This is a genomic window from Paraburkholderia sp. UCT70 (genome assembly GCF_050434085.1).
Lineage (GTDB): Bacteria > Pseudomonadota > Gammaproteobacteria > Burkholderiales > Burkholderiaceae > Paraburkholderia > Paraburkholderia tuberum.
This window is the reverse complement of the sequence record NZ_JBNPVZ010000003.1, coordinates 971,709-997,346: the sequence shown is the minus strand read 5'-3', so window position 1 is coordinate 997,346 and position 25,638 is coordinate 971,709. Positions and strand designations below refer to the sequence as shown.

General features: G+C 60.1%; 19 protein-coding genes, 5 pseudogenes and 1 other annotated feature. Of the genes and pseudogenes, 15 read left to right on the top strand and 9 right to left on the bottom strand.

What is annotated here, in order from left to right:
* Positions 1–873 precede the first annotated feature (873 nt).
* A complete protein-coding gene (locus OKW41_RS22540) occupies positions 874–1,797 on the bottom strand; it encodes a class I SAM-dependent methyltransferase (protein WP_429573066.1) in 924 nt (307 codons plus the stop codon).
* Positions 1,798–2,007: 210 nt separating this feature from the next.
* Between OKW41_RS22540 and OKW41_RS22535 the strand changes: the two genes are divergently transcribed.
* A complete protein-coding gene (locus tag OKW41_RS22535) occupies positions 2,008–3,567 on the top strand; it encodes a class I SAM-dependent methyltransferase (RefSeq protein ID WP_429574000.1) in 1,560 nt (519 codons plus the stop codon).
* Between the two features lie 418 nt (positions 3,568–3,985).
* Here OKW41_RS22535 and OKW41_RS22530 read toward each other — a convergent pair whose 3' ends face one another.
* Positions 3,986–4,777, bottom strand: a complete 792-nt coding sequence (locus OKW41_RS22530) for a hydroxyacylglutathione hydrolase (protein WP_429573999.1) — start codon at positions 4,775–4,777, stop codon at positions 3,986–3,988.
* A gap of 689 nt (positions 4,778–5,466) precedes the next feature.
* On the opposite strand from OKW41_RS22530, the gene OKW41_RS22525 reads away from it, so the two are divergent.
* The 4 genes from OKW41_RS22525 to OKW41_RS22510 all read left to right on the top strand — a co-directional run bounded on the left by OKW41_RS22525 (position 5,467) and on the right by OKW41_RS22510 (position 8,904).
* Positions 5,467–6,105 (top strand): putative quinol monooxygenase, encoded by a 639-nt coding sequence (locus tag OKW41_RS22525; RefSeq protein WP_429571239.1) that lies wholly within the window; start codon positions 5,467–5,469, stop codon positions 6,103–6,105.
* A 433-nt stretch (positions 6,106–6,538) separates the two neighbouring features.
* Positions 6,539–6,772 (top strand): hypothetical protein, encoded by a 234-nt coding sequence (locus OKW41_RS22520; RefSeq protein WP_429573998.1) that lies wholly within the window; start codon positions 6,539–6,541, stop codon positions 6,770–6,772.
* Positions 6,723–7,960, top strand: a protein-coding gene (locus tag OKW41_RS22515) for an IS3 family transposase (RefSeq protein ID WP_429573997.1) whose coding sequence is annotated in 2 segments (ribosomal slippage) — positions 6,723–7,026 and positions 7,026–7,960 — 1,239 coding nt in all. Because the reading frame shifts where the segments join, the coding sequence is not laid out codon by codon here. Before OKW41_RS22520 ends, OKW41_RS22515 begins: the two co-directional genes overlap by 50 nt.
* Positions 7,013–7,129: a sequence feature (AL1L pseudoknot), on the top strand. It overlaps the preceding gene by 117 nt.
* A 251-nt stretch (positions 7,961–8,211) precedes the next feature.
* Complete coding sequence (locus tag OKW41_RS22510; protein WP_429573996.1) at positions 8,212–8,904, top strand: TetR/AcrR family transcriptional regulator; 693 nt, start codon at positions 8,212–8,214, stop codon at positions 8,902–8,904.
* Between the two features lie 973 nt (positions 8,905–9,877).
* On the opposite strand, the gene ribB is transcribed toward OKW41_RS22510, so the two are convergent.
* The 4 genes from ribB to OKW41_RS22490 form a co-directional block, all read right to left on the bottom strand.
* Positions 9,878–10,597 (bottom strand): 3,4-dihydroxy-2-butanone-4-phosphate synthase, encoded by a 720-nt coding sequence (gene ribB, locus OKW41_RS22505; RefSeq protein WP_429573995.1) that lies wholly within the window; start codon positions 10,595–10,597, stop codon positions 9,878–9,880.
* A 32-nt stretch (positions 10,598–10,629) separates the two neighbouring features.
* A complete protein-coding gene (locus tag OKW41_RS22500; RefSeq protein WP_429573994.1) occupies positions 10,630–11,250 on the bottom strand; it encodes an NADPH-dependent FMN reductase in 621 nt (206 codons plus the stop codon).
* A 30-nt stretch (positions 11,251–11,280) separates the two neighbouring features.
* Positions 11,281–12,462 (bottom strand): LLM class flavin-dependent oxidoreductase, encoded by a 1,182-nt coding sequence (locus OKW41_RS22495; protein WP_429573993.1) that lies wholly within the window; start codon positions 12,460–12,462, stop codon positions 11,281–11,283.
* A gap of 77 nt (positions 12,463–12,539) precedes the next feature.
* Entirely contained in the window at positions 12,540–13,898 is a 1,359-nt protein-coding gene (locus OKW41_RS22490; protein WP_429573992.1) for an MFS transporter, read from the bottom strand.
* 312 nt (positions 13,899–14,210) lie between these two features.
* Here OKW41_RS22490 and OKW41_RS22485 point away from each other — a divergent pair, with 312 nt between their 5' ends.
* From OKW41_RS22485 to OKW41_RS22460, 6 genes are all read left to right on the top strand, one after another.
* Complete coding sequence (locus OKW41_RS22485; protein ID WP_429573991.1) at positions 14,211–14,585, top strand: Zn-ribbon domain-containing OB-fold protein; 375 nt, start codon at positions 14,211–14,213, stop codon at positions 14,583–14,585.
* Positions 14,586–14,746: 161 nt separating this feature from the next.
* A complete protein-coding gene (locus tag OKW41_RS22480; RefSeq protein WP_429573990.1) occupies positions 14,747–15,949 on the top strand; it encodes a CaiB/BaiF CoA transferase family protein in 1,203 nt (400 codons plus the stop codon).
* Positions 15,950–15,972: 23 nt separating this feature from the next.
* Positions 15,973–16,746 (top strand): enoyl-CoA hydratase/isomerase family protein, encoded by a 774-nt coding sequence (locus OKW41_RS22475; protein WP_429573989.1) that lies wholly within the window; start codon positions 15,973–15,975, stop codon positions 16,744–16,746.
* A gap of 1 nt (position 16,747) precedes the next feature.
* The gene (locus OKW41_RS22470; protein ID WP_429573988.1) at positions 16,748–17,872 is read left to right on the top strand and encodes a thiolase family protein; all 1,125 of its coding nucleotides are present in this window, start codon (positions 16,748–16,750) and stop codon (positions 17,870–17,872) included.
* Positions 17,873–17,936: 64 nt separating this feature from the next.
* The gene (locus tag OKW41_RS22465; protein WP_429573987.1) at positions 17,937–19,370 is read left to right on the top strand and encodes an NAD-dependent succinate-semialdehyde dehydrogenase; all 1,434 of its coding nucleotides are present in this window, start codon (positions 17,937–17,939) and stop codon (positions 19,368–19,370) included.
* Positions 19,371–19,468: 98 nt separating this feature from the next.
* A complete protein-coding gene (locus OKW41_RS22460; protein WP_429573986.1) occupies positions 19,469–20,209 on the top strand; it encodes a FadR/GntR family transcriptional regulator in 741 nt (246 codons plus the stop codon).
* 167 nt (positions 20,210–20,376) lie between these two features.
* Here the strand turns inward: OKW41_RS22460 and OKW41_RS22455 are convergent.
* A pseudogene (locus OKW41_RS22455) lies at positions 20,377–21,735 on the bottom strand (IS30 family transposase).
* Positions 21,736–21,778: 43 nt separating this feature from the next.
* On the opposite strand from OKW41_RS22455, the pseudogene OKW41_RS22450 reads away from it, so the two are divergent.
* From OKW41_RS22450 to OKW41_RS22435, 4 genes and pseudogenes are all read left to right on the top strand, one after another.
* Positions 21,779–21,919 (top strand): annotated as a pseudogene (locus tag OKW41_RS22450) (IS3 family transposase); the annotation flags it as partial.
* Between the two features lie 83 nt (positions 21,920–22,002).
* A complete protein-coding gene (locus OKW41_RS22445; protein WP_429573985.1) occupies positions 22,003–22,806 on the top strand; it encodes a hypothetical protein in 804 nt (267 codons plus the stop codon).
* A gap of 89 nt (positions 22,807–22,895) precedes the next feature.
* Positions 22,896–23,542 (top strand): annotated as a pseudogene (locus tag OKW41_RS22440) (hypothetical protein).
* 597 nt (positions 23,543–24,139) lie between these two features.
* A complete protein-coding gene (locus tag OKW41_RS22435) occupies positions 24,140–24,991 on the top strand; it encodes a hypothetical protein (RefSeq protein ID WP_429573984.1) in 852 nt (283 codons plus the stop codon).
* Positions 24,992–25,207: 216 nt separating this feature from the next.
* Here the strand turns inward: OKW41_RS22435 and OKW41_RS22430 are convergent.
* Together OKW41_RS22430 and OKW41_RS22425 are read right to left on the bottom strand one after the other, a co-directional pair.
* Positions 25,208–25,342 (bottom strand): annotated as a pseudogene (locus OKW41_RS22430) (ParA family protein); the annotation flags it as partial.
* A 36-nt stretch (positions 25,343–25,378) separates the two neighbouring features.
* Positions 25,379–25,617, bottom strand: a pseudogene (locus OKW41_RS22425) (hypothetical protein); the annotation flags it as partial.
* Positions 25,618–25,638: the final 21 nt, after the last annotated feature.

The following is a 25,638-nucleotide window of genomic DNA, read 5'->3' as shown; positions in this document are numbered from 1 at the left end:
ATCGCAGCCGCTCGCAGTCTGTCTCGCCGGCTACGAGTCGGCGATGACGTTGGACCGTTCGAACGTCGGCTTCTATGGGGACTTGTTTGTCAAGCCGTTTTGATCACATGAAGGGCTTGGATCTCATGGTGGCGCCTGTAGGTTGTTGAGTGCGTGAAGCCTTGACGTGACATGGCTGTGCCATGGTGGTCCGAGGTCGGGGTGTGACGAGCGTTCGAGCCAGTGCCCGAACGAACTTCTATCCGTGCAGGGCGCCAACACCCTGCACCTCATGCAGCATGCGCGCAAGGCGCGCTGGCAAACCCCGGTTATGGGCGCGCCCCATCTCTGCGGGACGGTCACGGGGGCCGTGACCCGCCGACGTTCGCGACGCGCGCAATAGGAGTAACGGCGATAGCACTTGCCGGGCCAGCACATAGGCATCTATGACCGCTGGTATCCAGTAAGCTGCCGTTGAGGTGGCGCAGGTTCCAACGGCGGCAGTGGGTCGGGAGTACGCACTGCCGACTGGCCGCTTCCAGGCAGCGGAATTCCACTGGCCGCTTTCCAGCGATGAGTTTGAAGAGCGGACTGACGCAGCCCGACCCACTTCGGCCCTTCGACGCCGCCCGAATTGAACGGCGGCTCGCAATGTATAACAGCCGTTGGTACAGCCTCGTTGGCCGGCAAATGATCAGTCGAAGCGTCGTTCGCGCGGTATTGCGCACTACTTTCCCGGATGACCACTCGGCGCGAATCCTGCGCTGGCGATACACCCAGAGCGGCTACCGAGCGCAGGGTGTTCAAACACTTCACAATGGTTCGGCAAAGCTTCTTGGCCTACCGGCGTTCCCGAACGGAAACTGAGCTAAATGATGGAAGCGGCTGCGCGCGTCAGCGAGGAGGCTTTAGTGCGGTAAGGTAAGCGGTGCGCTCGGCCGTGACCAATCGGCGACCTTCAACTTGCGGGCGGAGGATCTGTTCGAAGAACAGTCGTTCGTCCGCTGTGAACTGTTTCGCGAGAATGTCGCCGAGCCGCGGAGCCCAAGGGTGAGGGGAGCTGCCAAGCAGCACATCCCAGGAGGTGACCGCGGCGGGGCGTACATCAATGTGGAACTCCATATGAATATCCGTGAACCCTGCATCTAATGCGAAGCGGACCAGATCGCGTTCGCCGTAGTTTACAATCGGACTCGCAGAAATTTTTTCCTCAGTATCGGGAAATTGAGCGGCTTTCCAGCGATGCAGCAGGTGAAAGAAGTTGTCCCCGGCGTTCTCGGGCAGGCCCTCAACGACTTGCCTCAGAGAGCTTGCCTCGATTGCATCGTCGCGCATAATCGGTTCAGCGATCGATAGCCGGCCGCCGGGTCCGAGAATCCGGTGAAATTCCCGTATGGCGGCCATCTTGTCGGGGACATAAGCGAGAACTGCCCGTGTCGTGACTGCATCGACAGAGTCGCCCTCAATGCCGTTGAGCAATTCGGCGGAGCATTGGATGAAGACGCATTGATCCTGAATGTTCCGCTGAACTGCGAGTGCTTCAGTGTGACGAAGCAGAGGCGCCGAAATATCTGTCAAAAGCACGCGCAGTGATGGGCCTATGCGGTCGATAGCGCTAAAGCCGATCAGTCCATCACCGGCACCGATGTCGGCGAGCGTCATGCCAGGAGCAAGCCTCGCGCCGTCCAGGACGCGGTCCGCAGATTGTTTGAGTTCGGCATGGAGGGCTCGTTCGTGCCCTGGATCATCGGCATGCCGAATATGCAACAGCCAATCGGACCACACATCGGATTGCGGCTGGGAGTCGCGGCTATTCATGTCGAGGGGCCATTGTCGATTGGGGGCGTTACTGTCGGCGCATGAATGTAGAGGAAGTTACCTTATGAGAACCTGAAGGACGTGTCATCAGTGCGGGAAATCGCAGAGGAATATCTAGCGTCGAACTGTGGATAGACAAAGGAGCCTGCGCTATGAGAGGCTTCGCATCATGCCGGCACGGCGATCCTTAAAGATAACGAGAGCTAGAACGTGAGTGAGTGGGAAGCTGGCAGCATTGATGGTATTGCGTACACGTACGGCTATTGCGACGAACTGGATCCGCTGCGCCTTAGACTTCCGTTGCTACAGTCGGGCGTCGCCCCTCCGGCGCTGCATACCGCCTGCGAGCTAGGATTCGGCCACGGCGTCAGCGTGAATATCCACGCAGCCGGGTCAGCTACAGAATGGTTCGGTACTGACTTCAACCCGTCTCATGCAAGCTTTGCACGGCAACTGACACAGTGCGCCGGATCGCAGGCGAGATTGTTCGCTGAAAGCTTCTCGGAATTCTGTATGCGAGACGATTTGCCGAAATTTGATTTCATCGGCATGCACGGCATCTGGAGCTGGATTTCCGACGAAAACCGTGTGCTCATTGCCGATTTCATACGACGCAAACTCAATGACGGCGGCGTCGTGTATATGAGCTATAACACCCAGCCCGGGTGGGCCACGATGTTGCCGGTGCGCGAATTGATGCACGGTCATTTTCAGGCGAGCGCGCGACTGAATGCACACGGCGACGTGCCCACCGAAACGCGAGCCCAGACGCACATTGCAGCGGCGATAGACTTCCTAAAGACCGTGATTGCGACGCAACCCGGCTACACAGTGGTCAACCCTCTGCTGGCTGAACGTGTCGACGCATTGTGCAAGGAGAACACGCACTACCTAGCACATGAATATTTCAATCGTGACTGGCAGCCCATGACTTTCTCGCAGGTCACATCATCGCTTGCCGCGAGTGGTTTGACTTATGGCTGCTCTGCAGACTATCGCGATCACGTTGACGAGATCAATCTCAACCCAGTTCAACGCGCCTTGTTGGCGGGCATTCCAGATACCGCTTTACGTGAGACCGTCCGAGACTTTTGCATCAACCGGTCAATGCGGCGAGATTACTGGGTCAAAGGGAGCCGGGCGCTCGGTGAAGAGGCGCAGCAGACGGCGCTGCGCGCGCATCGCGTCATGCTGGCGCTGCCGAGGGCTTCGGTCTTGCTGAAGGTGCGCGGAGCGCTGGGAGAAGCGACACTACCGGAAAGCTCATATGGTCCGATTCTCGACGCACTTGCCAGCCATCACCCCGCCAGTCTGGCCGATATCGAAAACAACGTCCGCGGACGTGGGATTACGCTCCCCTTCATCGTCAAGGCCGTGACATTGTTAGTGGGGGCCGGCGTGTTGCTGAATGTACAGGATGAGGCGCGCGTTGAGCTCGCTCGTCCGTCATCGGACAGGCTGAACGCCGCTATTTGCGAGCAGGCGCTCCAGCAGGGGGACGTACAATTTCTGGTCAGTCCGGTGTCCGGATCGGGTGTTTTGATTCCCCGTGTTCCACAGCTCTTCCTATTGGCGAGGCGGCGTCACTTAAGGGAACCAGCACAGTGGGCCGGATTCGCCGAGGCTGCTTTGCGCACGAGTCCCGCGCCAGCTCACGCCATGGAGGACGTTTCCGTTAGCCCGCCGAACACCAGCCGCGATCTGATTGCGGAAGCGAATCGCTTCGCTGAAATACATCTTCCGATATTGCAGGCGCTGGGAATCGCTTGAGGAAGAGATACGGTCGGCGGCATCGCGCGCTAACGCAAGCGCCAGAAAACCAGGTAAAGCCACTGCGTCGCGCGAAGCATGTGGCCATGCAAGCGCGCGTCGCAATAAGCCGTTCTGCGAACGGCCGCTGTCTAAATGGATCGGCCACTTGAATGTCCACCGCTCGATGCGGCTGAACGTCAGCAACTGGCCGCAGGTAGCCTTTCGCCCGATACCCGCCTTCGATCCAACAGAGGCGTCCTTCGCTCCAGTTGAAAGCAAACGCTCGTTGGAGCGTCTCGTTGGCCGGGGCCGGCTTCCGCGAGGGACTGCTTTGGCGAGGTTGAACGCGGAGGTTCAGCCCCCTCTACCTTCGATGGTGCGGTCTACACAGAAATGGCCCGATGCGGTGAGCGGCAGCGCTTCGCGCCCTGATGCATCACCATCTGTTGCGCAACTCGCGAAGCTTGAGAAACACCGTCCTGGGATCGGGTTTTTCCGGGAGATCCGGGAAGCTTTCCCGCAACCTGGCGATCACGCTTGCGCTTGTGAGCCGGAAGAAGGTGTTGAATTGCTCTTCGTCCTTGAGCGTGGTGACGATCGAGGTCTTCGGGTCATGACCGGCCACGCGGGGAAGCAGGGCCCGGGCAGCGGCGTTTTCCGGCTCGAGCGACAACGTGAACCTCAGATTGTTCTCGATGTAGTCATGCCCGGGGTAGATCTTTGTGTCGTCCGGCAGTTTGGCGAGCTGGCCCACAAACGTGGCATGCAGCTCGCCCGGATCGCCGCCGTTGTGGCAATTGCCGGCGCCCGCATTGAAAAGGGTGTCGCCGGAAAACAGCGCCGGCTGGTCGGTATGTGATCGCAGGCAGACGTGACACATGGTGTGGCCCGGCGTGTCCATGCATTCAAGTTCGACCCGCTTCCCGACCCTGATGATGTCTCCGGCCTTGACGCCGCGGTCCACCCCCGTAATGCGAGCGCCGGCCCTGAAATGAGCAAGCAGTCTGGCGCCCGTGGCCGCGACCATCGCTTCGTTGCCGCCGGTGTGGTCCCGATGCTCGTGGGTGTTGAGGATCTGCGTGATCTGCCACCCCTTGGCCTTCGCGGCGGCGAGGCACTTTTCATGGTCCAGCGGATCGATGGCAAGTGCTTCGCCGGTTTCCGGACATGCAATCAGGTAGTTGAAGTTGCGGTAGGCATTGCCAGTCCAGATACGCTCGACGATCATCGTGTGCTCCCGAGGGCTTGCTGCCGACGAACAGGCATAGGGCGCAAGCCATGTTACCGACCTGAAGCCCATGGAACCGGATCGCCGCCGGGGCAACCCGTAGGCTTCGATCTTTCGAATATGGTAGCAGCGGTCGTCCAACGCCTGTTGGGATTGCTCTAGCCAAGACAGCCGGAGCCTCGTCAGACGACATTTCCGCGGGTCACCGGGCCCGAGACGGCTCATACTGCAGATGAGTCCGTGACCGGAGGCGCCAGGCTAGAGGGAGTTCGAGCTTGCGCGGCTCACCCGGCGTGCGGCGCTCTTACGCTCTTCGCGGCGCAGCATGAGTACCTTAGCTGCTCATCCCACTCGGATCCACGTCGCTCGGGGCGTCGGCAGGCTCCCGCTCCTGACTTGCCGACGTGTCGCCAGCGAGCTCGTCTAGGGGCAGCTGCCAGAGACGTAAGGGCAAGCCGGTTCCAGCGATCCCGCCTGGAACGGCGAGGCGAAATCCACTATCGTGTCAGTTGAGGTGCATTGCAGGCGCGCAGGATCCCCGGGCGAGATGTCTCGCCCGATGCCGCCGGCGACGATCGCAGGACCGAAGCTGTCCTCTGGAGCGCTGCGCGGCGCTGCTGGCTTGTTAGCGTCGAAGGACTGCACGCTCAACGCGCTCACGGTCGGTCGATCACGGATGGAGGTGTCTCATGGGCACTAAAGGTCTGCTCGTCAGGTTGGAAGTCAAGGCCGGCTACGACGACGCCAGGGCGGAAGACGTCCTGCGCTCGGCTCTCGCGATGGGTCGGGCGGAAGCCGCAACGACCGCGTGGTTCGCGATCAGATTCGGGCGATCGGAGTACGGCATCTTCGACGTGTTCCCAGACGATGCCGGCCGCGAGGCGCATCTGGCGGGGCCAGTTACACAAGCGCTGCTGGATGCCGGCGGCAGCGTGTTTGCCGGGGCGCCGCTGATTCAGGAGCTCGACGTCCTAGCCGACAAGTTGCCTGCAACATCATCGGGCGAGCCGGTCACGAAGGCGCTGCTCCTCACGTTCAAGGCAAAGGCGGGCCATGAGTCGCAGGTCGCGCAGTTCCTTCGCGACGCGCAAGCACTCGTGGAGCAGGAACCCAAGACCATTGCCTGGTTTGCCATCCGCCTTGACGACAGTCACTTCGGCATCTTTGACGTCTTCCCCGACAACGGCGGTCGGTTTGCGCACTTGACGGGTCATGTTCCGCGGGAACTCGCCAAGCATTCGCTGTCATTGCTGGGCAGCGTGCCGGATATCGGAATGCTCGACGTTGTCGACGCAAAATGGGCCGACCAGTCTGCGGGGGCACGGTGACGGTCCAGCAGACGGCGAACGAGGCCTGATAGGGAACCTTCCCCAAAGGTCGGAATCTGCCTCCGGTCGTATCGTCAGGGACAGCGCAAAAAGTCTTACAGTGAATATCGCGTTGCACGGCGGTTCCCGGCCCCGAGAGTTTTCAGGCAAGACCGTCCGTGTTCGACCCATTTCTGACGGTCGGGTCGTCGCGGTTCCAACGGCAGGTATCAGATTGGAACGGCCATACGGGGCCTTCATATATGGACTCGTCTTCGGCCCACTCCGACCGCCGCGCTGACCACGCCAATGGCCCGACGGCGGGTTTGCGGTGAACTGTGATCGACGGCATAGGCAATCGCCACCCTGCGTCTATCGTCAACACGCTATCGACGATTGCTCACGCTGCGTACTGGCTCGCAATTCATGCTTCTGGCACTCACAAACCACCACCATGGCGACGACCGTGTTGCTGGTCCTGAGCAAATTCTCCAGCAAGCATTCGTTCGTGGATTTCCTCCGGCGCTGCGCCAGCGAGGCACGCGGCTACGAGTTTCTCAGGATCGACGAACGCCCGACGCGCGTGACTGAACCGGCCCGGGATTTCCGGAGGCTCCACTTCTTGAGAAAATGGAGCTATGGAAAACACCAAGAAGAAGTCCCCAAGGTACTCGCCGGAAGTTCGTGAGCGGGCTGTGCGAATGGTGCTGGAACACCAGAGCGACCGCGAATCGCAATGGAAAGTGATCGCGTCGATCGCAGCGAAATTTGGCTGCTCGGGTGAAACGCTGCGTAGCTGGGTGCGCAAGGAAGAGCGGGATCGGGGTTTGCGCCCGGGCACAAGCACGCAGGAGCAGGATCGGCTCAAGGAACTGGAGCGGGAGAACCGTGAGCTGCGCCAGGTTAATGAAATCCTGCGCAAGGCGTCAGCATATTTCGCACAGGCGGAGCTCGACCGCCGACCGAAGTGATGATCACGTTCATCGATGATCACCGGCACGTCTACGGGGTCGAGCCGATCTGCAGGGTGCTGCCAATTGCCCCGTCGACGTACTACACGCATGTGGCCCGCCGCGTCAATCCAGGCCTGGTGCCGCCGCGGGCCCAGCGCGACAGGATGCTCAAGGATGAGATCCGGCGCGTGTGGGAAGAAAATTTCCAGGTGTATGGCGCAGACAAGGTCTGGACGCAATTGAAGCGGGAAGGCATTGTCGCGGCGCGCTGCACGGTCGAGCGGCTGATGAAGCAGATGGGCCTGCGCGGTGTGGTGCGGGGCAAGACGGTACGCACGACAGTGAGCGATGGCTCGACGCCGTGCCCGAAGGATCTCGTGAACCGGCAATTCACGGCCGAACGGCCCAATGCGCTGTGGGTGTCAGATTTTACCTATGTATCGAGCTGGCAGGGCTTCGTCTATGTCGCGTTCATCATTGACGTGTTCGCCCGACGCATTGTCGGCTGGCGTGTGTCGAGCTCGGCGCGCACGGACTTCGTTCTGGACGCACTGGAGCAGGCCTTGTGCGAGCGACAGCCGGCGCAGCAGGACGGGTTGATACATCACAGCGACCGCGGCGTGCAATACGTATCGATCCGCTATACGGATCGGCTGGTCGAGGCTGGCATTGAGCCGTCAGTGGGCAGCGTGGGCGACTCCTACGATAACGCACTGGCGGAAACGATCAACGGCTTGTACAAGGCAGAGGTGATCCATCGCCTCGGACCATGGCGCAATCCGCAGGCCGTTGAAATTGCGACGCTCGAATGGGTCGACTGGTTCAACAATCGTCGGCTCTTCGGCCCCATCGGCAACATTCCACCTGCTGAGGCAGAAGCCGCTTATTATTCAAAACTCGCTGGGTCCGCCATCGCGGCGTGACTCAAGCAAAACAGCCTCCGGGAAACCCGGGGCGGTTCAGCAGTCTCGGGTGAACGATAATTTCGGTGTTCATCTGCACGCTCCTTGCTAGATACTGATTAATGAAACGAAACCGTTTCGTTCATATAAACTAGCAGGCTGGCATCAGACTGTCAACGCAAATTGATACGAAACCGTTTCGTTCGTTTACACCCCGGTCCGGCCGTGATACATCCACGGTGTATCCATACTCAAGCTACGCCTGCCCGAAGATGCAGAACTCAAAAGACTCGGCGCCGAAAAACAATGCTTCGAAGCAGTCAGCCGTCCGCGCGGGGCGCCCCCCTGGCAAGCTGGCCGGAGAAGTGGACGAACGCATACTTGACGCCGCATATCGCGTATTTATGGAGCGTGGTCTCCATGGTGCGAGCATTGACGAAATTGCGCGCCTCGCGCGCGCCGGCAAGCCCACGATCTATGCACGGTTTGAGACCAAGGAGGCCCTCTTTGCGGCTGTCGGCCTGCGCAACGCCGCACGGGTCAGGGCCCACTTCGGCAAGTACTCGACTACCGGAACGACGCTCCAAGCAAGGCTTCTCAGCATCGGAAAGGATATGCTGGAGAGGCTGCTTGCGGACGATGTGATCGACTTCATGCGGCTTTCCGCTGCGGAGGCACGCCGCGTCCCTGAGCTGGCCGATTTTGGTCGGAACGCGCGTGAGCGCGGGGCTTCAGCAGCATTGGAAGCCTTACGCGAAGCCGCGAGCGCCACTGACATCCGACGTTTCCCAGCCTTCAGGCCCGAACGCATCGAAATCACGGCGCGGTTCTTTCTTGACCTGGTCGTTGGCCCGTTGCTCATGCGTGCGCTCGTCGGCGAAAGCCTGAACACGCTGCGAGCGCAGATCGACACCCACGTGCAGAGCAGCGTCGCCTTTTTCCTGGCGGGGTGCCGGAGTGCCTAACGCGCCCCGCGCGCAAGCTCCCGGCATACTGTCCAGTGCACCGACCGCAGCAACGCAAGTGCGCTCGCTGGCCGCGCTCGAAAATGACCTTCTTCCAAGCGTGGCGCAAATTGCGCAAGACCTCAATATGGTCGGGCTGACCGTCCGGCAGGCCGAGCAGGCCTTGGATCAAGCATTAAATCCTCGCTCCATGAAAAAGCGAGTGCCGTCTCCCCCACCCTTGTTCAAGAGCTCGGGCACCTCAAGGTCGGGAGTCCAGGCGGGTTCATCACATCGATTTCGGCTGCTGTCGGGCGGGTGCAACAACGAGCCACAGAAATCGAGCGACAGTTGACGCATCTTCATTCGCCCCATCAACGACCGTTAGTTCAAAACGTCATCTGCCATGGGTCACATAGCCGCTCGGAAGCCGCCGTTCGCGAGACTTATCGGAGTGACCAATGTGGGTCGGCAAGGAGCGCTCGTGTTTGACGCGCGGACGTCCGGTAAGGAAGCGGAGCTGACCGCTGAACGTGCCCAGCGAGGACGACAGACAGCGTGCCCCTGCCGTCGCGCACGATTTCCATCAGCCTCTTCAGGCCGACCAGTGTCATCTTAGGATGTAGCTGATGCGCGTCGTCGATGAACAGGGCGACCGGCTTCTTGCGTTTGCGGATCAACGCGCGCAGCGTCGCACGCATGCGGGTTGCGGGTCGACGGGACCGAAGGAAAGTCTGCGCTGGGCATCTCGCGGATCATCGAACACGTGGATGAATTGCCCGCACTCGTCGAAGCGGCGGTGCGTGGAGCGTTCGGCGACGTGCAGTCGTCGCAGTTGCATCGACCCCATCGACGTCTGCCTGCAACGGGGCAGCGACGGGTGGTAACAGCGCGGGAGCGCCGCACCGCCGCCGAAAAACTGGCGCGCACTGCCCCTCGGCAATCCTCAGACAACCGGACCCGCGCGCACCGCCATGCGCGAGTCCGTGCAGGCTCACGCTGCGTCTGCGCAGCACTCACGCGCCACCGCGAGCGCTTCACGAAACTCAACCAGTTCCGCAATCGTCAGCATCGGCAGCTTGTGCTGCTCTGCAAAGCGCTCCACGTCCGCGCCGCGCGTCATCGTGCCGTCCGGATTCATCAGTTCGCACAGCACGCCGGCCGGCTTCAGACCCGCGAGAATCGCCAGATCGACGGTGCCTTCCGTATGGCCGCGTCGCGCGAGCACGCCACCCGGCATCGCCCGCAACGGGAAAACGTGGCCAGGGCGCACGATGTCAGCAGGCTTCGCGTTGTCGGCGATCGCGGCGCGGATCGTCGTCACACGGTCAGCGGCCGACACGCCCGTCGACACGCCCTCGCGCGCCTCGATCGAGACGGTGAACGCCGTACCGTGACGGCTCTCGTTGTTGGCGGCCATCGGCGGCAGTTCGAGCGAGCGGATCTTCTCGTCGGACAGACACAGGCACACGATGCCGCTGCATTCGCGGATCAGGAGCGCCATGGTTTCGTTGGTGAGACGCTCGGCGGAGACGATCAGATCGGCCTCGTTCTCGCGGTCGTGATCGTCCTGCAGGACGACGGCGCGGCCATCGCGCATCGCCTGCAAGGCAGTGGCGATACGGGGCGGGACAGCTTCGGTGGCAAGCAGCGGCAGATCGGCGAACGCGCTTTCAACAAACGTGGCCGGTGCAGGAAAGGTTGTAAAGGACATATGAAACGCTCATCGCAAAAGTTGCGTGCACCTTACACGAGGGAGGTGTTGCACTCCAAACTGGATCGCGCCCTTGCTTTCGTTCTTTCCTGGAGTGACATCACTGCAAAATTAAGGACTTGATCAGCCATGGCTTCGATTTGTTGCACAGTCTTTTCGTCGTCACAACCGCAGTCGCGAAACTTGACCGCTGCTGAATTAATGGCTACGCCAAGGGGTACGGGCCACCCACGCAGGGCGTGGGTTATTGCACGGAGGGCGTTCAAACCCGCCATGGGCCCTTGCACCCCAAATCCACAGCAGATCGCCCCTACAGCTCGACCATCCAGATACACTCTCTCGTCAGCGCTCATTTCCTCGGTGTAGTCAATAGCATTCTTGAGCAGCCCCGAGACACCGCCGTGATAACAGGGCGAAGAAAAAATAACGCCATCCGCTCTTCGCAAGGCATCAATAAGAGCCTTCGCATCCGGCGCAAGAACCTTGGATTGCGGCTCGTACAATGGCAACATCAGGTCTGCGCCACGAAACAACATGGTCTCCGCGCCAGACTGTTGTGCTTTGTGCAACGCGATGGCGAGTGACTGCTCGGACGAGGATCCCGGTCGGGTCGTCCCCCCCATTCCTACGATAAGTGGTCGCTTCATCATCATGACACTCCTATGTTTTGTGTGGCACCTGGGTCAATTTTCATTTGAGAGAGCTTTTTCCCGGCTCACCTTTTCAGCTGAATGCTTGTCGAACATGGCCTGTCTGGCTTGCATCGTCAGGACATCTAACTTATCCCAATTTTCACTGACCCATTGGAATGAAGACTGACGCGACGTATTCGACCTTCTGAAATGTGGCACAACGTAGCGCGCGTATAGCTCGTATGACCGCTTCGTTGCGTCAAAATCTGCCCAGTTTGTTGCCAGATGTAAGAACGCGCCAAAATCACCCTGCTTTCTATGCAATCGCTCAATCATCGCAATGGCATCCGCTGGCGTGCCGATAACAGCTCGTCCGCTTTCGACCAGCGCTTGCGCAGGGTCGCGACCGCGAAGATCCCGGTAGCGGGCCGGAAAGATGACGTCGTTGTAGGCTAAAAATTCCTGGATCCCGTATCGGACGTTCTCGTATGCCTTTTCGCGAGTCTCCGCAATGTGCATCGGCGCAACGAGGCGAAGTCTATCAAGTCCGACATGTTGTCCGTTCTCGGCGGCCAACTCCTGAGCCACTTGCCAATTCGTCGCCAAGGCGTCGTATCCGCTCCCCTCGGTCGCGGTGACACAAAGCATACCTAAGCCGTATTTTCCGGCCGCACGACCACCTGAGGGTGTCACAGAACTTGCAACTGCAACCTCCGGATGAGGGCAGGTGAAAGGCCTCAAATGAAGTTTGGCCTCGACCAGGGAGAACCAGTCCGTGGTCTCCGACACCGTTTCCCCTCGCAGCAGACGCATGATTACGTCCAGCGATTGCGCCATACGATCGCGCAGCGCACCTGGCTCGATACCAAGCATCATCGCATCCGAATTCAGGGAGCCGGGTCCCACCCCCAACATCACTCGACCACGGGTCATGTGATCCAGCTGAACAATGCGGTTTGCAACCATAAGCGGGTTGTGATAGGGCAGCGACACAACACCGGTTCCCAACTTGATCCGCGTTGTGCGCTCTGCGGCCGCGGCAATGAACAATTCCGGAGAAGAAATGATCTCGTAGCCCGCTGAATGATGCTCGCCGATCCATGCTTCCTCGAAGCCGAGTTTGTCGAGATGTTCTACCAGTTCAAGGTCCCGTTGCAACGCCAGAGTGGGGTCTTCGTTGGGTGTGTGATAGGGCGCAAGAAAAATTCCACTGCGGAGATTCTGTCCAAGCATGATGGTTCCTATTGTCAGTTAATTTCCGACTCCGGCGCGAGTCGGGTACCCGGTACGCGGTGCGCCTCCGGTGCTCATCAGTCGCACTGATCCGCCTTCAGCCTCACGCCCAAGTGCAACGCGATGCCACTCAGGAACAGCAGCGCAGCCAGCAGGTATAGTGCAAGATCCATGCTGCCGGTCGTGGTTCGGATCTGGCCGATTAACCACGGGCCCACGATACCGCTCGTCATACCGATACTGCTGATAGCAGCGATGCCGGGCGCGGTCGTCTTGCCTGGCAAGCAGGTCGGCGGCACCGCCCAGAAAACGGGGAAGGCGGCAAAACCCAGCGTGGTGCATATCGACAGCAGTGCGAGCATCACCGGAAAGCTTGGCAAATGCAACGTGAGCGCAGCAAGCGCGGCGGCGCCACCGAACACGCAAAACCAGAAATGCTTGCGGCGATCGCGTGCCCGGTCCGAGTGGCGTGCGATGAGGATCATTCCGACCGCGCCGATCGCGTTCGGAACGACGGTATAAAGGCTGATCGCCACGACATCTACGATCCCGAAATCGCGAATCATCAGTGGCATCCAGAGAACCAGATTGAGCGTAGCGCAAGTCAACGCAAAATGGACGAACGCAAAGAGATAGACACGCGGGTTGCGCAACACGGCGAGCAGTCCGCTGGAGTCATGCGCGCCGCTGCTCACCTCGCCGCTGCCCGCGAGCAGCAATTCAAGGCGCTGCTTTTCGTGAGTCGTAAGCCAGTTCGCATCCCTCGGCTTATCCACGAGGCAGAACGGCGCGACGAATGCCAGCAGCACAGCAGGCAAGCCTTCAATGACGAACAACCATTGCCAGCCCAGAAGACCCAACACGCCGCTCATATCACGCATGATCCAGCCCGACGCCAGTCCCCCGCACACGCCGGCGCCGGTCAAGCCGGCGAAAAACACCGACAGCACACCGGCGCGCCGGTTCGGCGGGAACCAATACGTGAGGTACAGGACCACCCCGGGAAAGAAGCCGGCTTCGAATACGCCGAGCAGAAAGCGCAGCACATAGAAATTGCCGGGCGTTGAGACGAACAGCATTCCGACGGAAGCGAGTCCCCATAACAACAGGATGCGCGTGAAAGTCCGACGCGCGCCGAACTTCGCCAGCAGCAAGTTGCTCGGTACTTCAAAAAGAACATATCCGACAAAAAACGTCGCGGCACCAAGGCCATAGATCGCGTCGCTGAAGCCCAGGTCGTGCTTCATCTGCAACTGGGCGAAACCGATGTTGGTCCGGTCGAGATAGGACACCACATAGCACACGAACAGAAAGGGAACGATTCGCCAGGCGACCTTGCGAAACAAAAGCTCGTCCGCGTCCGCGTCCGCGGTAGCGGCTGCGGCTGCGGCGGTAGTCACGGGGACCGTCGCCGTAGATCCAATGATCTTCTCCATGTCTCTCTCCCGATTTTAAAAAGTTGGAAGGACCGCTTGGGCGCCCTCCGCTTTTCGCTCATATAATTTAACGGTCGGTCCATTAAATCATAGCCAGTGCCGTTCCGCGCAAGTCGGTACTTTCCCTGATCGAGCTCGCGCCGTCGACCTCCGGGGCAGCGACGGCCATCCGCACACGATCGTGCCGTCTTCAGGGAAACTACCGACGCACCTCTCTTTGGACTTATGGTTTAATGGACCGACCGTTAAATCATTGCTGGCTCGCGGAACTTCGCAGTCTCACCGCCGGACGGAGCAAAATGGGGGGATATCGTGTCAATCGAAGCGCATCAAGCCCTACTGGAGCAGGGTCAACTTTGCTATCAGGCGTGTCAGGACTGCGGCCACGTCTGGCTTTCACCACACACGCATTGTCCGAAGTGTTTAGGTGCCAACTGGAAATGGGCTCCCGCGTCGGGTGGCGCAACGTTGGTCAGTTTTGTGGTCTTTCATCATGCATATCACGACGCGCTTGCGGACGAGGTTCCCTATGCGGTCGGCATTGTCGAGCTATCAGAAGGACCGCGGCTGATTAGTCGCCTCGCCGGCGTGGCGGATCCGGAAAAGTTTTGCATTGGACAGCGACTGACGTATTCAATCTCACCTCGCCGCGGCGTCGCCGCAACGACCTTTCTACCGAAGGGGTGACCATGGCTTCGTGCGCCGTTCGAATTGATGCAGGGGTCTTTGGCAATCGCCACGGGTCGATTGCTGCGCGGTTTTGCCAGGCGCCTCGCGATCTCCTTGCGCCCGATTGAACGGCCTCAACTCTGGCTGAAGCTCAAAGATTTAAGCCCGGAATATCTGACATGAAACCTCTCGACGGAATACGCGTGCTCGATCTGACCAAGGTCCTAGCAGGGCCGCTATGCGCGCAGTACCTGGGCGATCTGGGTGCTGAAGTGATCAAGGTGGAGAGTCCCAAAGGCGATGACACTCGCCATTGGCCGCCCTTCCACACCGACGCAAATGGCGGCGAGAAAACGGGAACCGTCTTTCTCAGTGTGAACCGAAATAAAAAGAGCCTCGGCCTTGACCTCAAATCAGATGAAGGTCGCGCGGTGCTGCGCAGACTCGCTCGCACGGCCGATGTGCTGATCGAGAGCAACGCTACGGGCGTAGTCGAACGGCTCGGGATTGATTATGCGAGCCTCTGCGCTGAGAACCCGCGTCTTGTGTATTGTTCGATCTCCGGCTTTGGACGCAGCGGGCCACTGAAGGACAACAAGGGCTACGACCTGATCGTCCAGGCCTTCACCGGCGTGATGGCGATGACGGGAGAGCCGGGTGGATCACCGGTTCGGGTACCCCTATCCCCCATTGATCAGGCGACCGGACTCAACGCGCAGTCTGGCATTCTCGCTGCGCTATATCAGCGGGAAAAAACCGGACGTGGCGCTTTTTTGGAGGTTTCACTTTTCGAGACCGCGATAGCCCTGCTTGGATTCAACCTTCAGCGAAGCTGGACGCGGGGCACGGCGCCTGCAAAGTCCGGCACAGGGCATGAATCTCTCTGCCCTTACCGGGTGTTTAAGGCTTCCGACGGTGATGTGCTGATCGGTGTTGCAAACGACTCGCTTTGGCGAAAGTTCTGTGACGCCGTTGGCCGGCCAGAGCTCGCTGACGACGAGCGTTTCAGCACCAACGCCGAGCGCGTGCGTCACGCCGATCAGACGAACAGGATCGTTGAGGAGATTGTCGGTCAACGTTCGATAGATGAGTGGGTTGCACGCCTGACAGAACTTGGCGTGCCTTGCGTTCCGTTAAATGATGCGCTGCAGGCCGCGGATCACCCACAGACGAAAGCGCGTGAACTTGTCCAGGAGTATGTGCATCCGCGCCTCGGTCCGTTGAAGGGGGTGGCAAACCCGGTTCTCTTTGCTGGTATCCCGCGGGATGTTGGCACGCGCCCACCCGGACTCGGTGAGGACAGCCGCGCCGTCCTCGAAGGACTCGGTCTCTCGGGGACCGAGATCGACCGGCTGATCGCCACCCGCGTTGTCATTGCATAGCCGTTTTTTTCAGGGATCGCCAAATGTCCGTCAATTTCAGTGTCGAAGATCACATCGCAACGATCACATTGAATCGTCCCGAGCGGTTGAACGCACTCGACGAGGAACACTACGCCGCCTTGTCTGCGGCGTGGATCGAAGTCAGAGACAACGACGACATCCGCGTGGCAATCGTCACGGGCGCTGGAGAGAAGGCTTTTTGTGTGGGTGCCGACCTGAAGAGCTATAACCCTGCGACGCGGGGCTGGGCCGATCTCTGGCTCACGCAGCGTCAAAGCCTTCTGAATCGAGGACTTGAAGTCTGGAAGCCGGTCATCGCGGCCGTCAACGGGTATTGCCTGGGCGGAGGTCTCACGATGATGCTAGCCACGGACCTGCGCTTCGCCACGCCCTCTGCAACCTTCGGCCTTTCTGAAGTGCAGCGCGGCCTCATCGCGGCGAACGGTGGAACGCAGCGCATCGCACGGCAGCTCCCTCACGCCATCGCGATGGAAATGCTGCTGGAGGGCACCGCTATCAGCGCAGAGCGTGCGGCCCATTTCGGCCTCGTCAACGCCGTCGTTTCGCCCGCTGAGCTGATGGTGACCGCGCGCGCGCACGCCGAACGCATTGCCGCAAACGCGCCTCTTGCCGTTCAGGCATCCAAGGAGCTTGCAACCCGTAGCCATGACGTTGACCTCTCGTCCGGTCTGCGAATGGAGCAAACCATGGCGCGGACTCTGCGCCATACCCGCGACGCGGCCGAGGGCCGGCAAGCTTTTGCCGAAAAGCGTCGGGCCCTGTTCACTGGAGAATGAGATGCGCGGCAAGGCAGTGATTGCAGGCGTTGGACATACCCGCTTTGGCAAGCTTGAAGGGCGAACTCCCCTGGCGATGATTGTCGAGGCAGTTGCCATGGCCGTTGGTGACGCCGGCATTGACAAGGAGGCTATCGATGCAGTGATGGTGAAATTTCCGACTTCGAAGCCCGAGTTCATGTTCGGCCAGCAGGTAGCGGAGGCGCTCGGAATCCAGCCAAAGGTCGGAGGCGTCTGGGATCAGGGCGGCGCAGCAAACATTGGACTGATTTCGCAAGCGGCGTTGGCGATCGAGGCGGGTCTGTGCGAAATAGCAGTGGTCTGTTTCGCCGACAATCCCAAGTCGGGAAGTCGCCACAACTACAGCCGCCCGCATGGCGCGGATGCGATCCACGGCTGGTATGGGACACCCGCCGGTTACGCGATGATCGCCCGCCGTCATATGGCCGACTTCGGCACCACCCGCGAGCAACTCGGGGCGGTCGCGATCGCGGCCCGCCGCCATGGCGCCGCCAATCCCAACGCACAGCTGCGGCGCCCACTTGACCTCGACACCTACCTGGCCTCGCCCGCACTTGTCACGCCGCTCCATCGAGACGACTGCGCCCTGGTGTCTGACGGCGGGGCCGCGGTAATCGTCATGAGCGCCGAGCGGGCGCGAAAGCTTCAGGTGCGCGCCCCAGTGCCAATTCTGGGCTTCGGGCAAGGCAATACATCCTGGTCCGTCGCGCAGCGTCCCGTGCTGACTACTACGCAAGCTGTTGTCTCTGGCGCGAAGGCGTTCGAAATGGCTGGACTGACGCCAAAAGATATCGATGTGGCACAGATCTACGACTGCTTCACCATCACGGTTCCGATGACCCTGGAAGACTATGGCTTCTGTCGCAAGGGAGAAGGAGGCGCTTTTGTATCCGGCGGCCGAATCGAAATTGGGGGCGACCTGCCCATCAATACCTCAGGCGGGCTTTTATCGGAAACTGGAATGCCCGGGTTGCAGCTCGTGATCGAGGGCGTCCGTCAGATGAGGGGCGAGGCCAATCTGCAGGTCCCGCACGCAAAGACCTGTATCGTCAGTAATCAGGGCGGCGTCATGACGACACACGCAACGCTAATCCTCAGTCAATGAGGTCAACTTCGTCCGGTAAGCGCCGGAATAAGTCACGTTTCTGAGCATGGAAATGGAGCAAGTTATGGATAAGTCCTACGCCCGCCTGGGCCTGTACATCGACGGCGCGTGGCGCGACGCAGCCACCTCAGCCCCGATTATCGATCCAGCCACAGGCGAGGAGATCGGTCGAGTGCCTCATGCCAGTGTCGCTGACCTCGACGACGCGCTCGCAGCCGCGCGGCGCGGCTTCGACGCGTGGAGCGCGATGGGCGTCGATCGACGCACACCCATCCTGAAAAAAGCAGTCAGTCTTTTGCGAGATCGCGCCGAGACCATCGGCGCGATCATGAGCCTAGAGCAGGGAAAACCCGCGGCTGAAGGTACGGCAGAGGTGCTACGCTCGGCGGCACTGCTGGAGTGGGATATCGAAGAAGGCCGCCGACTCTACGGCCGAATCATCCCCGGGGCCGCGGGTATGGCAAATTCGGTAGTTCGCTTGCCGATCGGCCCTGTCGCAGCCTTCACGCCATGGAACTTCCCGGCCTCGATTCCGGCGCGCAAGCTCGGCGCCCTGGCCGCGGGCTGCTCCGTCATTCTCAAGGCCGCCGAGGAGACTCCTGGGACTGCCTGCGAGATGGTCCGCTGCTTCGAAGAGGCGGGCCTTCCAGCTGGAGCACTGAACCTTGTTTTCGGAAACCCTGCACAGATTTCAGCATACCTGATCGCTTCGCCCGTGATTCGAATGGTGACCCTTACCGGGTCAGTTCCCGTCGGCAAACTTGTTGCAGCGCAGGCGGCGGCGGAGATGAAACCTGCAGTAATGGAGCTTGGTGGACATGCTCCAGTCATCGTTTGTGCCGATGCGGCCCCTGAAACGGTAGCGCGTGCCGCGGTCATGGCCAAGTTCCGCAACGCCGGACAGATCTGCACCTGCCCCACCCGGTTCTTTGTACATCGTTCGCTTTACGAGCGTTTCCTGTCGACCTTCGCTGACGGTGCGCGCGCTCTACGGGTCGGTCCAGGCAGCGATCCCCAATCTCAGATGGGACCGCTGGCGACCGAACGGCGCGTCGAAGCTGTGGATTCCCTGATTGCTGATGCGATCGGGCGCGGTGCGCGACTCGTTGCCGGCGGCGCACGCCGGAAAGGGCCAGGTTACTACTACGAACCCACGATCCTGGCCGACGTACCACCTGGCTCACGTGCACTGCACGAGGAGCCTTTTGGCCCCATTGCACTCGTGCTTGCGTTCGACGAACTGGAGGAGGCGATCGCCGCTGCGAACGCGGTGCCGTACGCGCTCGCGAGCTACGCCTTTACGGATTCGGCGCGCAACATCGACCTGCTGACACGTACTTTGGACGCAGGCCTGCTGTCAGTGAATCATTTTGGTGCGTCCCAGCCCGAGGGACCGTTCGGTGGGGTCAAGGACAGCGGGTTAGGCCAGGAAGGCGGGATCGAGGGATTGCACACCTTTACGACTCTGAAATATGTCCAACTTAAGACCGCCGCGTAACACCTTCCTGGACGGGGGAGACGTCGACTGCACTTACGGTAAGACCATTGATATGGTAGCCTCCATCGGTACATGATGGACTATATCCGGAGCAGCAGGTGACCGACGCCTCCCCAAAACTCGATGTTATAAAGGTGCCAAACCGATATGGGGCACTGGCTGACGTGCTACGTGAGAAGATCTTTTCGGGCGAATTCCCTGAGGGCACCGCCCTGCCCGCGGAGCGGGACCTGGTGGCGCAAACCGGGTTGAGCCGGAGTTCCGTGCGCGAGGCATTACGGGTACTCGAGGCTGAAGGCCTTGTGCGAATAAAGCTCGGCCGATATGGTGGGACCGTCGTAGAGCACCAGGGCAGAGGGGTGTTAGGACGGCTCGTCGACCTCTTCATAAAAGGCCGAAAAATCCGCTTCGAGGCGGTGCTTGAGGCACGTCAGGCACTCGAGCCAATGCTTGCCTATCTTGCTGCACGCGAACGAACAGAAGAACAGTTGCTCCATTTGCGAAATTTGACGGAGGCGCTTGAAAAGGCCTCTTCCGATAAACGCGGGGAGACGGCAAAACTCAACGTCGACTGGCACCTCGCGGTCGCCGCGGCGAGTAATAACGAGTTGCTTGCAACGTTCATGGAGTCGATGGCAGACGCGTGCCTACGCGCGTCGGTTATCGAGGACCATGGCTCGGAAGCTTTGCGAGGGGGCATGCTACGAGCGCACCGCGGGATTCTCGAGGCCATTGAAGCGCAGGACAGTGAAAAGGCCTTCCGCCGCATGGCCCGACATATAAATGCCTACGCCAGTACGTTAGCCGGACTTGCCCCACGCGAGGTTTCCCTCGGTTAGCAAGCCCACGCATCGGCTGCTTCGCTCACCGGCGCACACGGACTTCGGCCTGGATGCGCTGGAACGGGCCCTGTACGAACGACAGCCGGCGCAGAAGGATGGGCTGATTCATCACAGCGACCGCGGCGTGCACCTTAGGTTCAAGGGGTCGTTGCAACACCTGATGTTTATGACGCGAGTAGTAGATCTCTCAGTGCTTCTGCTGGTGCTTTCCACCCAAGGCTCTTACGCGGTCTGCAATTCAGTGCGTCTGCGACGGCATCGAATTCACGCTCCGTGTACCGGTTGATGTCAGTGCCTTTCGGAAAGTATTGACGTAACAGACCGTTCGTATTCTCATTGGTCCCGCGTTGCCACGGGCTTTGAGGATCGCAGAAATAGATCTCCAGACCTGTATCGATTCGAAGCTGCACATGCTGGGCCATCTCTGCGCCTTGGTCCCACGTGAGTGATCGTCTCAACCGCTCTGGTAATAACACGATCTTCGCAGCTATGGCATTGCGGACAGCCTCCGCGCCATGACCCGCCAGCGGTGGCCCATTCTTGACTCGCACGCCGTTGCCATGGCCCTCCATAGGTGGGAGATGGAGCAACATTGTAAAGCGGGTGGTACGCTCGACCAGCGTGCCCAGTGCGGATCGGTTAAGGCCGATGATCAGGTCACCTTCCCAGTGACCCGGAACAGCACGATCAGCAGTCTCAGCCGGTCGTTCACTGATCATGACCTCCGGAGTGATGAAATGCTTTCTACGCTGTTGCGTCCTGGCTCGAGGCACACGAAGTGCACGGCCCGTACGCAGACACGCAGTAAGCTCTCGTCGCAGAGCGCCACGGCCCTGGATGTAAAGCGCCTGATAGATGGCTTCGTGAGAGATTCTCATGGATTTGTCGTCGGGATAGTCGACCTGCAATCGTCGACTGATCTGTTCGGGACTCCAGCAGGTGCCCCAACGCCGGTCCGCGCGGCGGCCTTGCCGTCGTCCTTTCCACGGTACGTCAGGTCCTGCAATCGGCCTGCCTCCTGAGTCGGTGACTGCTCCGGCCAATCGACTCGGCACATACTTCTTTAATCTCTCGTTCTCTGCCAGCCTGGACGCTTTGGGACGTTCCGCTGCACGCTCTGCTTTCCACTGAGCAACCGTCGCCCTGTATATCAAAGTACCACCACGGGTTGCAGCGTTACGGCGCAACTCGCGTGAGATGGTCGAAGGTGAGCGCTGCAGTCTTCGCGCGATCTCACGAACCCCTCAATCCTGTGCCCGCAGCAGCGCGATTTCTTCGCGTTCAGAAAAAGTGGATAGCGTCAAGCAGGAAGTCCGGTTTACCGACAAACATCTTGGCCGGTCGGCCGAGGTGATTGTCGCTGCGTCAGGGGAGCATGGTTGTCGCTCCGTTCGGGTTGTCAGTGGGTAATTGACGGCGGCGCTCTTTCTGTTTGTCTCTAGCTGATTGACACCAGGCCTGCCAGGCGATCGCATTATCGGTCTTCCCGTCTGTTCCGAACCCCAACCCTGTGGTCGTCCCATTTGACACCTCCTTTAGGAGATGTTGCAACGACCGGTTGAAATCGCCCAATACGTCAGCATTCGATACAGCGAGCGACTGGCCGAAGCCGGCATCGAACCATCCGTCGGCAGCCGCGGCGACAGCTACGACAATGCACTGGCTGAAACGATCAATGGCCTGTACAAGGCCGAACTGATTCATCGGCCGTCTAGTTCGAACGTTGCCAGACTAGACCCCAACAGAGCAAGCGGCCACTTGGATCTATACTTGGGCAGTTGGAGACACCCATGGCTAATCACGACAGGCTGCATCCGCTACGTCCGCTCCTGAAGAATTGGGTTTGGGAGCATGGCCGAATCGGTACTCGCTATCTGGACTGCATCGATGGCGAAATCAAGTTTGACGAAGGCAAGAAGTCGCGCTTCGCGGCCGAAGAATACATTTTCGTGCCGCTCGACAAGGATGCTGACGACGATGCGTCTGTGGAGGGTCCTCCGATCCAGGAGGCGGGTCTTGCCCGGTTTTTGAGGGCAGCGCAGTTGGGCAAGCCGGAGGAAGCCGGCTCTATGGTGGAGGTCCAGCGCGCAGTGCAGGACTGCGTGGAACTTGGCCTGTTCAGCTCATATCAGATTGACGCTCAGGAAGCCTCTGCACGCTATGCGCAGGAGCCCATGTTCGACGATGAAATCCGCGCCGCGGTTGTCGACGATATCCGGCGTATCTACGCGGGCGCGCGCGAGCAACTGTCGCTGTACGATTTCAGTGTGCTTTACGGCTTGCCCACTCCGTTGCTCATCAACGAGGCGCCGTTCATCGACTGGCGCGTGCGCGCTAGTCCGGCCCTTCCGTTCGTCTCGCTTCCTCTTGGACCTTACTGCCTGCTGGTGGGTGCGCCCTCGGGCCGGAGCAGCCGAATTGGCCCAGTGGCCTGGAAGTCCGCTGCCACAATGGGACCGTTGAAGGACCACAACCGCCAAATCGCGGAGCACTCGCGTTTGTGGCTGGTGGCGACCACCGATGACCAACTCGTCGCTATACAAAGCCGCTTGGCTGCGGCCTGGAGCCCCAAGCCGGAGGATGCGAAACCCTGACGAAGTCGGCGGGAAACGCGCGGCCGGCAGTGGCCGAATCATGAGGGCCCAGGCGTTAGCGAGACAACAACCTTGCTGTAGGAAGACCCATGAAGAAAGGAAAGACAAAACTTACCCGCCATGATGCTGAGCGCCTTTTCGAGGGATTGCCCGGCGGCAACGTGAGAGTATCGGGCCGGCCCGAGAACCCATTCGAAGCAGGAGCATTCGACGTGGTCGAGCGCGTCGACGACGAAACCAAACTCTGGAAAGACAACCTCATTACGCTTCCGATGGCGATCGAGTTGCCTGTTGGCTATGAGTCGGTGTCTCGCATGCGCGAGGCGATGGTCCGGGCATGGCGCGTGAAGTGGGTGAGGGAAGGTAAAAACGAGGTTGTCACCGAGTTTCCCGAAGGATGGACAGCCGTTCGCCCGGAAAGCGGCCCCATAGAGCTGAGAGATCCGTCTGGCGTCGTCCGCGCCTTATACGGTTGGGCCGCGGATGCTGAACTCAAAATTCTGCCGCGGTATCTTATTGAGTCACAAGCGAACAGTTCAAGCGGACTAGGCAGCCTGCTTGTCCGTGATCGCGGGAACGGTCAAATTCTTGAGCGGTCATCGCGATCTGGTCCGCTCAGACCGGTACCAATCATCCAGATTGGACCAGGCTGTCAGCGTGGCTCAACTTACGCTATCCACAACATCGCGACCCGCTGCGGTACTGGAACGATTGCGAGGAAAACATCCAGAATTGAGCCGCTTTGGCGGCGCCGTTCCCGAGGCAAACTACTGCACCCGGCTTGACGGAGGCGAAAGCAGGGCTCACCGCTTGATTGCGGCCTCCGCGATCGGCCATGAAAGGTCATTCGCCAATTCTGTCCCGCGGACGTTCAGGTGACGGCTCCGAACAATATTCGGTCATTGAAAGCGCGCTGCCGCTGCCTTGGCGCGAATGGTACAACCGCGCCGATAGGTTAGTAATGCGTTCCTTAATTGGGGTCTGACAGACGGCCGTTGTCATGCTTGGACCGGTCTATCCCCGATAAAGCACGCTGAAACCAATAGTCCTTATGGAGAAGCCTGTCGTCGGCCAACTGACGACATCGAGCGCGAAAAAAGCATTGAAGTCATGAAAGTCATGAACTATATTGGTCTCCATGAAACGTTCACGCGATCTCCCGCCCGATTTCTCCTCCGACTCCGCCCGCGACAAGTTGCAGGAACCGGGGGCACATCAGCGGCCTGGCAAAATGTCCCGAAAGCTGCTGTCGACTCACAATCTCCAGAAGTGGGGCGCCGCGGCTTCGAATCCGGCGGCAGCGAAAGCCCTGCGCCGCGCCGTGCGGAGGGCGATGACGACAGCACGCCGCGCGGCCGTGGATCTCGACAAGGTTCTGGCCGAACCGTCGCAGGCGGGGCGTGCTAGTCAAGATGCCGAAGTCGGCTCGGATGAAAGGAGTTTCGCCGACTTGGTCTTCGTGTATGAGCCGGCCACCCGACGTACACCACTCGTGGTGAAGGTGAGGTTGCCTAGGGGCTCGTCGCCGCCATTGGGCAACGTCACCATCCCGATCGAGTCGCTGCGTTCACGCTCATCCACGCTGGCACACTACGTGATTCGAACACTTGGTCTCGAAGAGCACAAGGAGGCTGAGGACTATCTGGCCTTACTCTTCAGGCTGGTGTCGTTGGGCGTAAGAATGGATGAAATTTCGCTGCCCGAGCGCGAGCCAGAGGTTCGAGTGATCACCCCTGAGACGGCACACGGCGGGGCACCGGGTAGCGCGATTGATCCCCTTGCCGGCGCGCGAGAACGGGGGCGCCGATTTGCAGCCGAGGCCTATGCAAGCCCGGACAATCTCCCGCTGCTCCAGGCGAAGGTCTATGCTGGGCGAAATGAGCGGAGCATCAACGAACAGCGAAAAGCCGGCGAACTATATGCCTTGCTACCACCTGGCATCACGCGGGGTTTTCGATATCCGAAGTGGCAGTTCGATGCTGATCCGGTCAGACTGGCAGCCATCCTTCGCCCATTCGTCGACGCTAACGCAAACTGCTGGGTCATCCATTCGTTCATGCTGCGTAGGCGGGCGGAACTTGGCAACCGATCGCCGTCCGCAGTGATCCTCGACCCGCGCGCCGAGTTGGCGCCCTTGGCTTCGCTGGCTGCGCGTGATCTTGCTGGCGAACAGGGCGCATCATGACGAAGCGTGACCCGACAGATCCGGACCCGGCCGATCCGTTGGCGTGCCCGCTGCCGCCACCAAACTTTTGGCTGCGCGAGCTTCAGCTCAGGGAGTTTGACCCGTTGGTTACGCCGTTGTCCATTCCATCTGGGTCGGGTACTGCCGCTCGGCAAAGGACAAAGCGGCTGTTCACCAAGTTTGCTCAACTACGGTCGGTTCGCCTGACGATTCTCGCTATCCGGCCAGTTCACGATGCAAGGCCCGATACTCCTGCGAAAGTTTGTGTCCCGGATCGAGGTGAATGACGGGGGTCGCGTGCTGATGCGATTCGCGGATCTTCACGGACGAAGAAAGCCGCGAAGCCAGCACCACGCCAGTGCCGGATGAAGGTGTGGACGTCGTTGTGAGTGGATGGGCGAGACCCGCCGCGGACAGCAGCGAGACGGTAGCCGCATCGGGCATGCCATTGACGTCAATGGCGCCTGCTGTCGCCAGGGCACCGAGATCGCTGTCGCCCCTGCTTGCCCGACGATAAACGGCGTCGTCAGAAACGCCGGTGCCGTCAGTGTGACCGCATTGCGCTGCTGCAGAATCGTGACGACTGGCGATTGCGCAGCCAGTACATCGGTCTGATTTGCCAGCACCCGCTGGAACTGTGAGTTGCT

Bases quoted from the DNA above. Each gene is read 5' to 3' on its own strand.
- OKW41_RS22540 (WP_429573066.1), bottom strand. From the start codon at position 1,797: ATGAATAGCCGCGACTCCCAGCCGCAATCCGATGTGTGGTCCGATTGG.
- OKW41_RS22530 (WP_429573999.1), bottom strand. From the start codon at position 4,777: ATGATCGTCGAGCGTATCTGGACTGGCAATGCCTACCGCAACTTCAAC.
- OKW41_RS22525 (WP_429571239.1), top strand. From the start codon at position 5,467: ATGGGCACTAAAGGTCTGCTCGTCAGGTTGGAAGTCAAGGCCGGCTAC.
- OKW41_RS22520 (WP_429573998.1), top strand. From the start codon at position 6,539: ATGGCGACGACCGTGTTGCTGGTCCTGAGCAAATTCTCCAGCAAGCAT.
- OKW41_RS22510 (WP_429573996.1), top strand. From the start codon at position 8,212: ATGCAGAACTCAAAAGACTCGGCGCCGAAAAACAATGCTTCGAAGCAG.
- ribB (WP_429573995.1), bottom strand. From the start codon at position 10,597: ATGTCCTTTACAACCTTTCCTGCACCGGCCACGTTTGTTGAAAGCGCG.
- OKW41_RS22500 (WP_429573994.1), bottom strand. From the start codon at position 11,250: ATGATGATGAAGCGACCACTTATCGTAGGAATGGGGGGGACGACCCGA.
- OKW41_RS22495 (WP_429573993.1), bottom strand. From the start codon at position 12,462: ATGCTTGGACAGAATCTCCGCAGTGGAATTTTTCTTGCGCCCTATCAC.
- OKW41_RS22490 (WP_429573992.1), bottom strand. From the start codon at position 13,898: ATGGAGAAGATCATTGGATCTACGGCGACGGTCCCCGTGACTACCGCC.
- OKW41_RS22480 (WP_429573990.1), top strand. From the start codon at position 14,747: ATGAAACCTCTCGACGGAATACGCGTGCTCGATCTGACCAAGGTCCTA.
- OKW41_RS22475 (WP_429573989.1), top strand. From the start codon at position 15,973: ATGTCCGTCAATTTCAGTGTCGAAGATCACATCGCAACGATCACATTG.
- OKW41_RS22470 (WP_429573988.1), top strand. From the start codon at position 16,748: ATGCGCGGCAAGGCAGTGATTGCAGGCGTTGGACATACCCGCTTTGGC.
- OKW41_RS22465 (WP_429573987.1), top strand. From the start codon at position 17,937: ATGGATAAGTCCTACGCCCGCCTGGGCCTGTACATCGACGGCGCGTGG.
- OKW41_RS22445 (WP_429573985.1), top strand. From the start codon at position 22,003: ATGGCTAATCACGACAGGCTGCATCCGCTACGTCCGCTCCTGAAGAAT.
- OKW41_RS22435 (WP_429573984.1), top strand. From the start codon at position 24,140: ATGACGACAGCACGCCGCGCGGCCGTGGATCTCGACAAGGTTCTGGCC.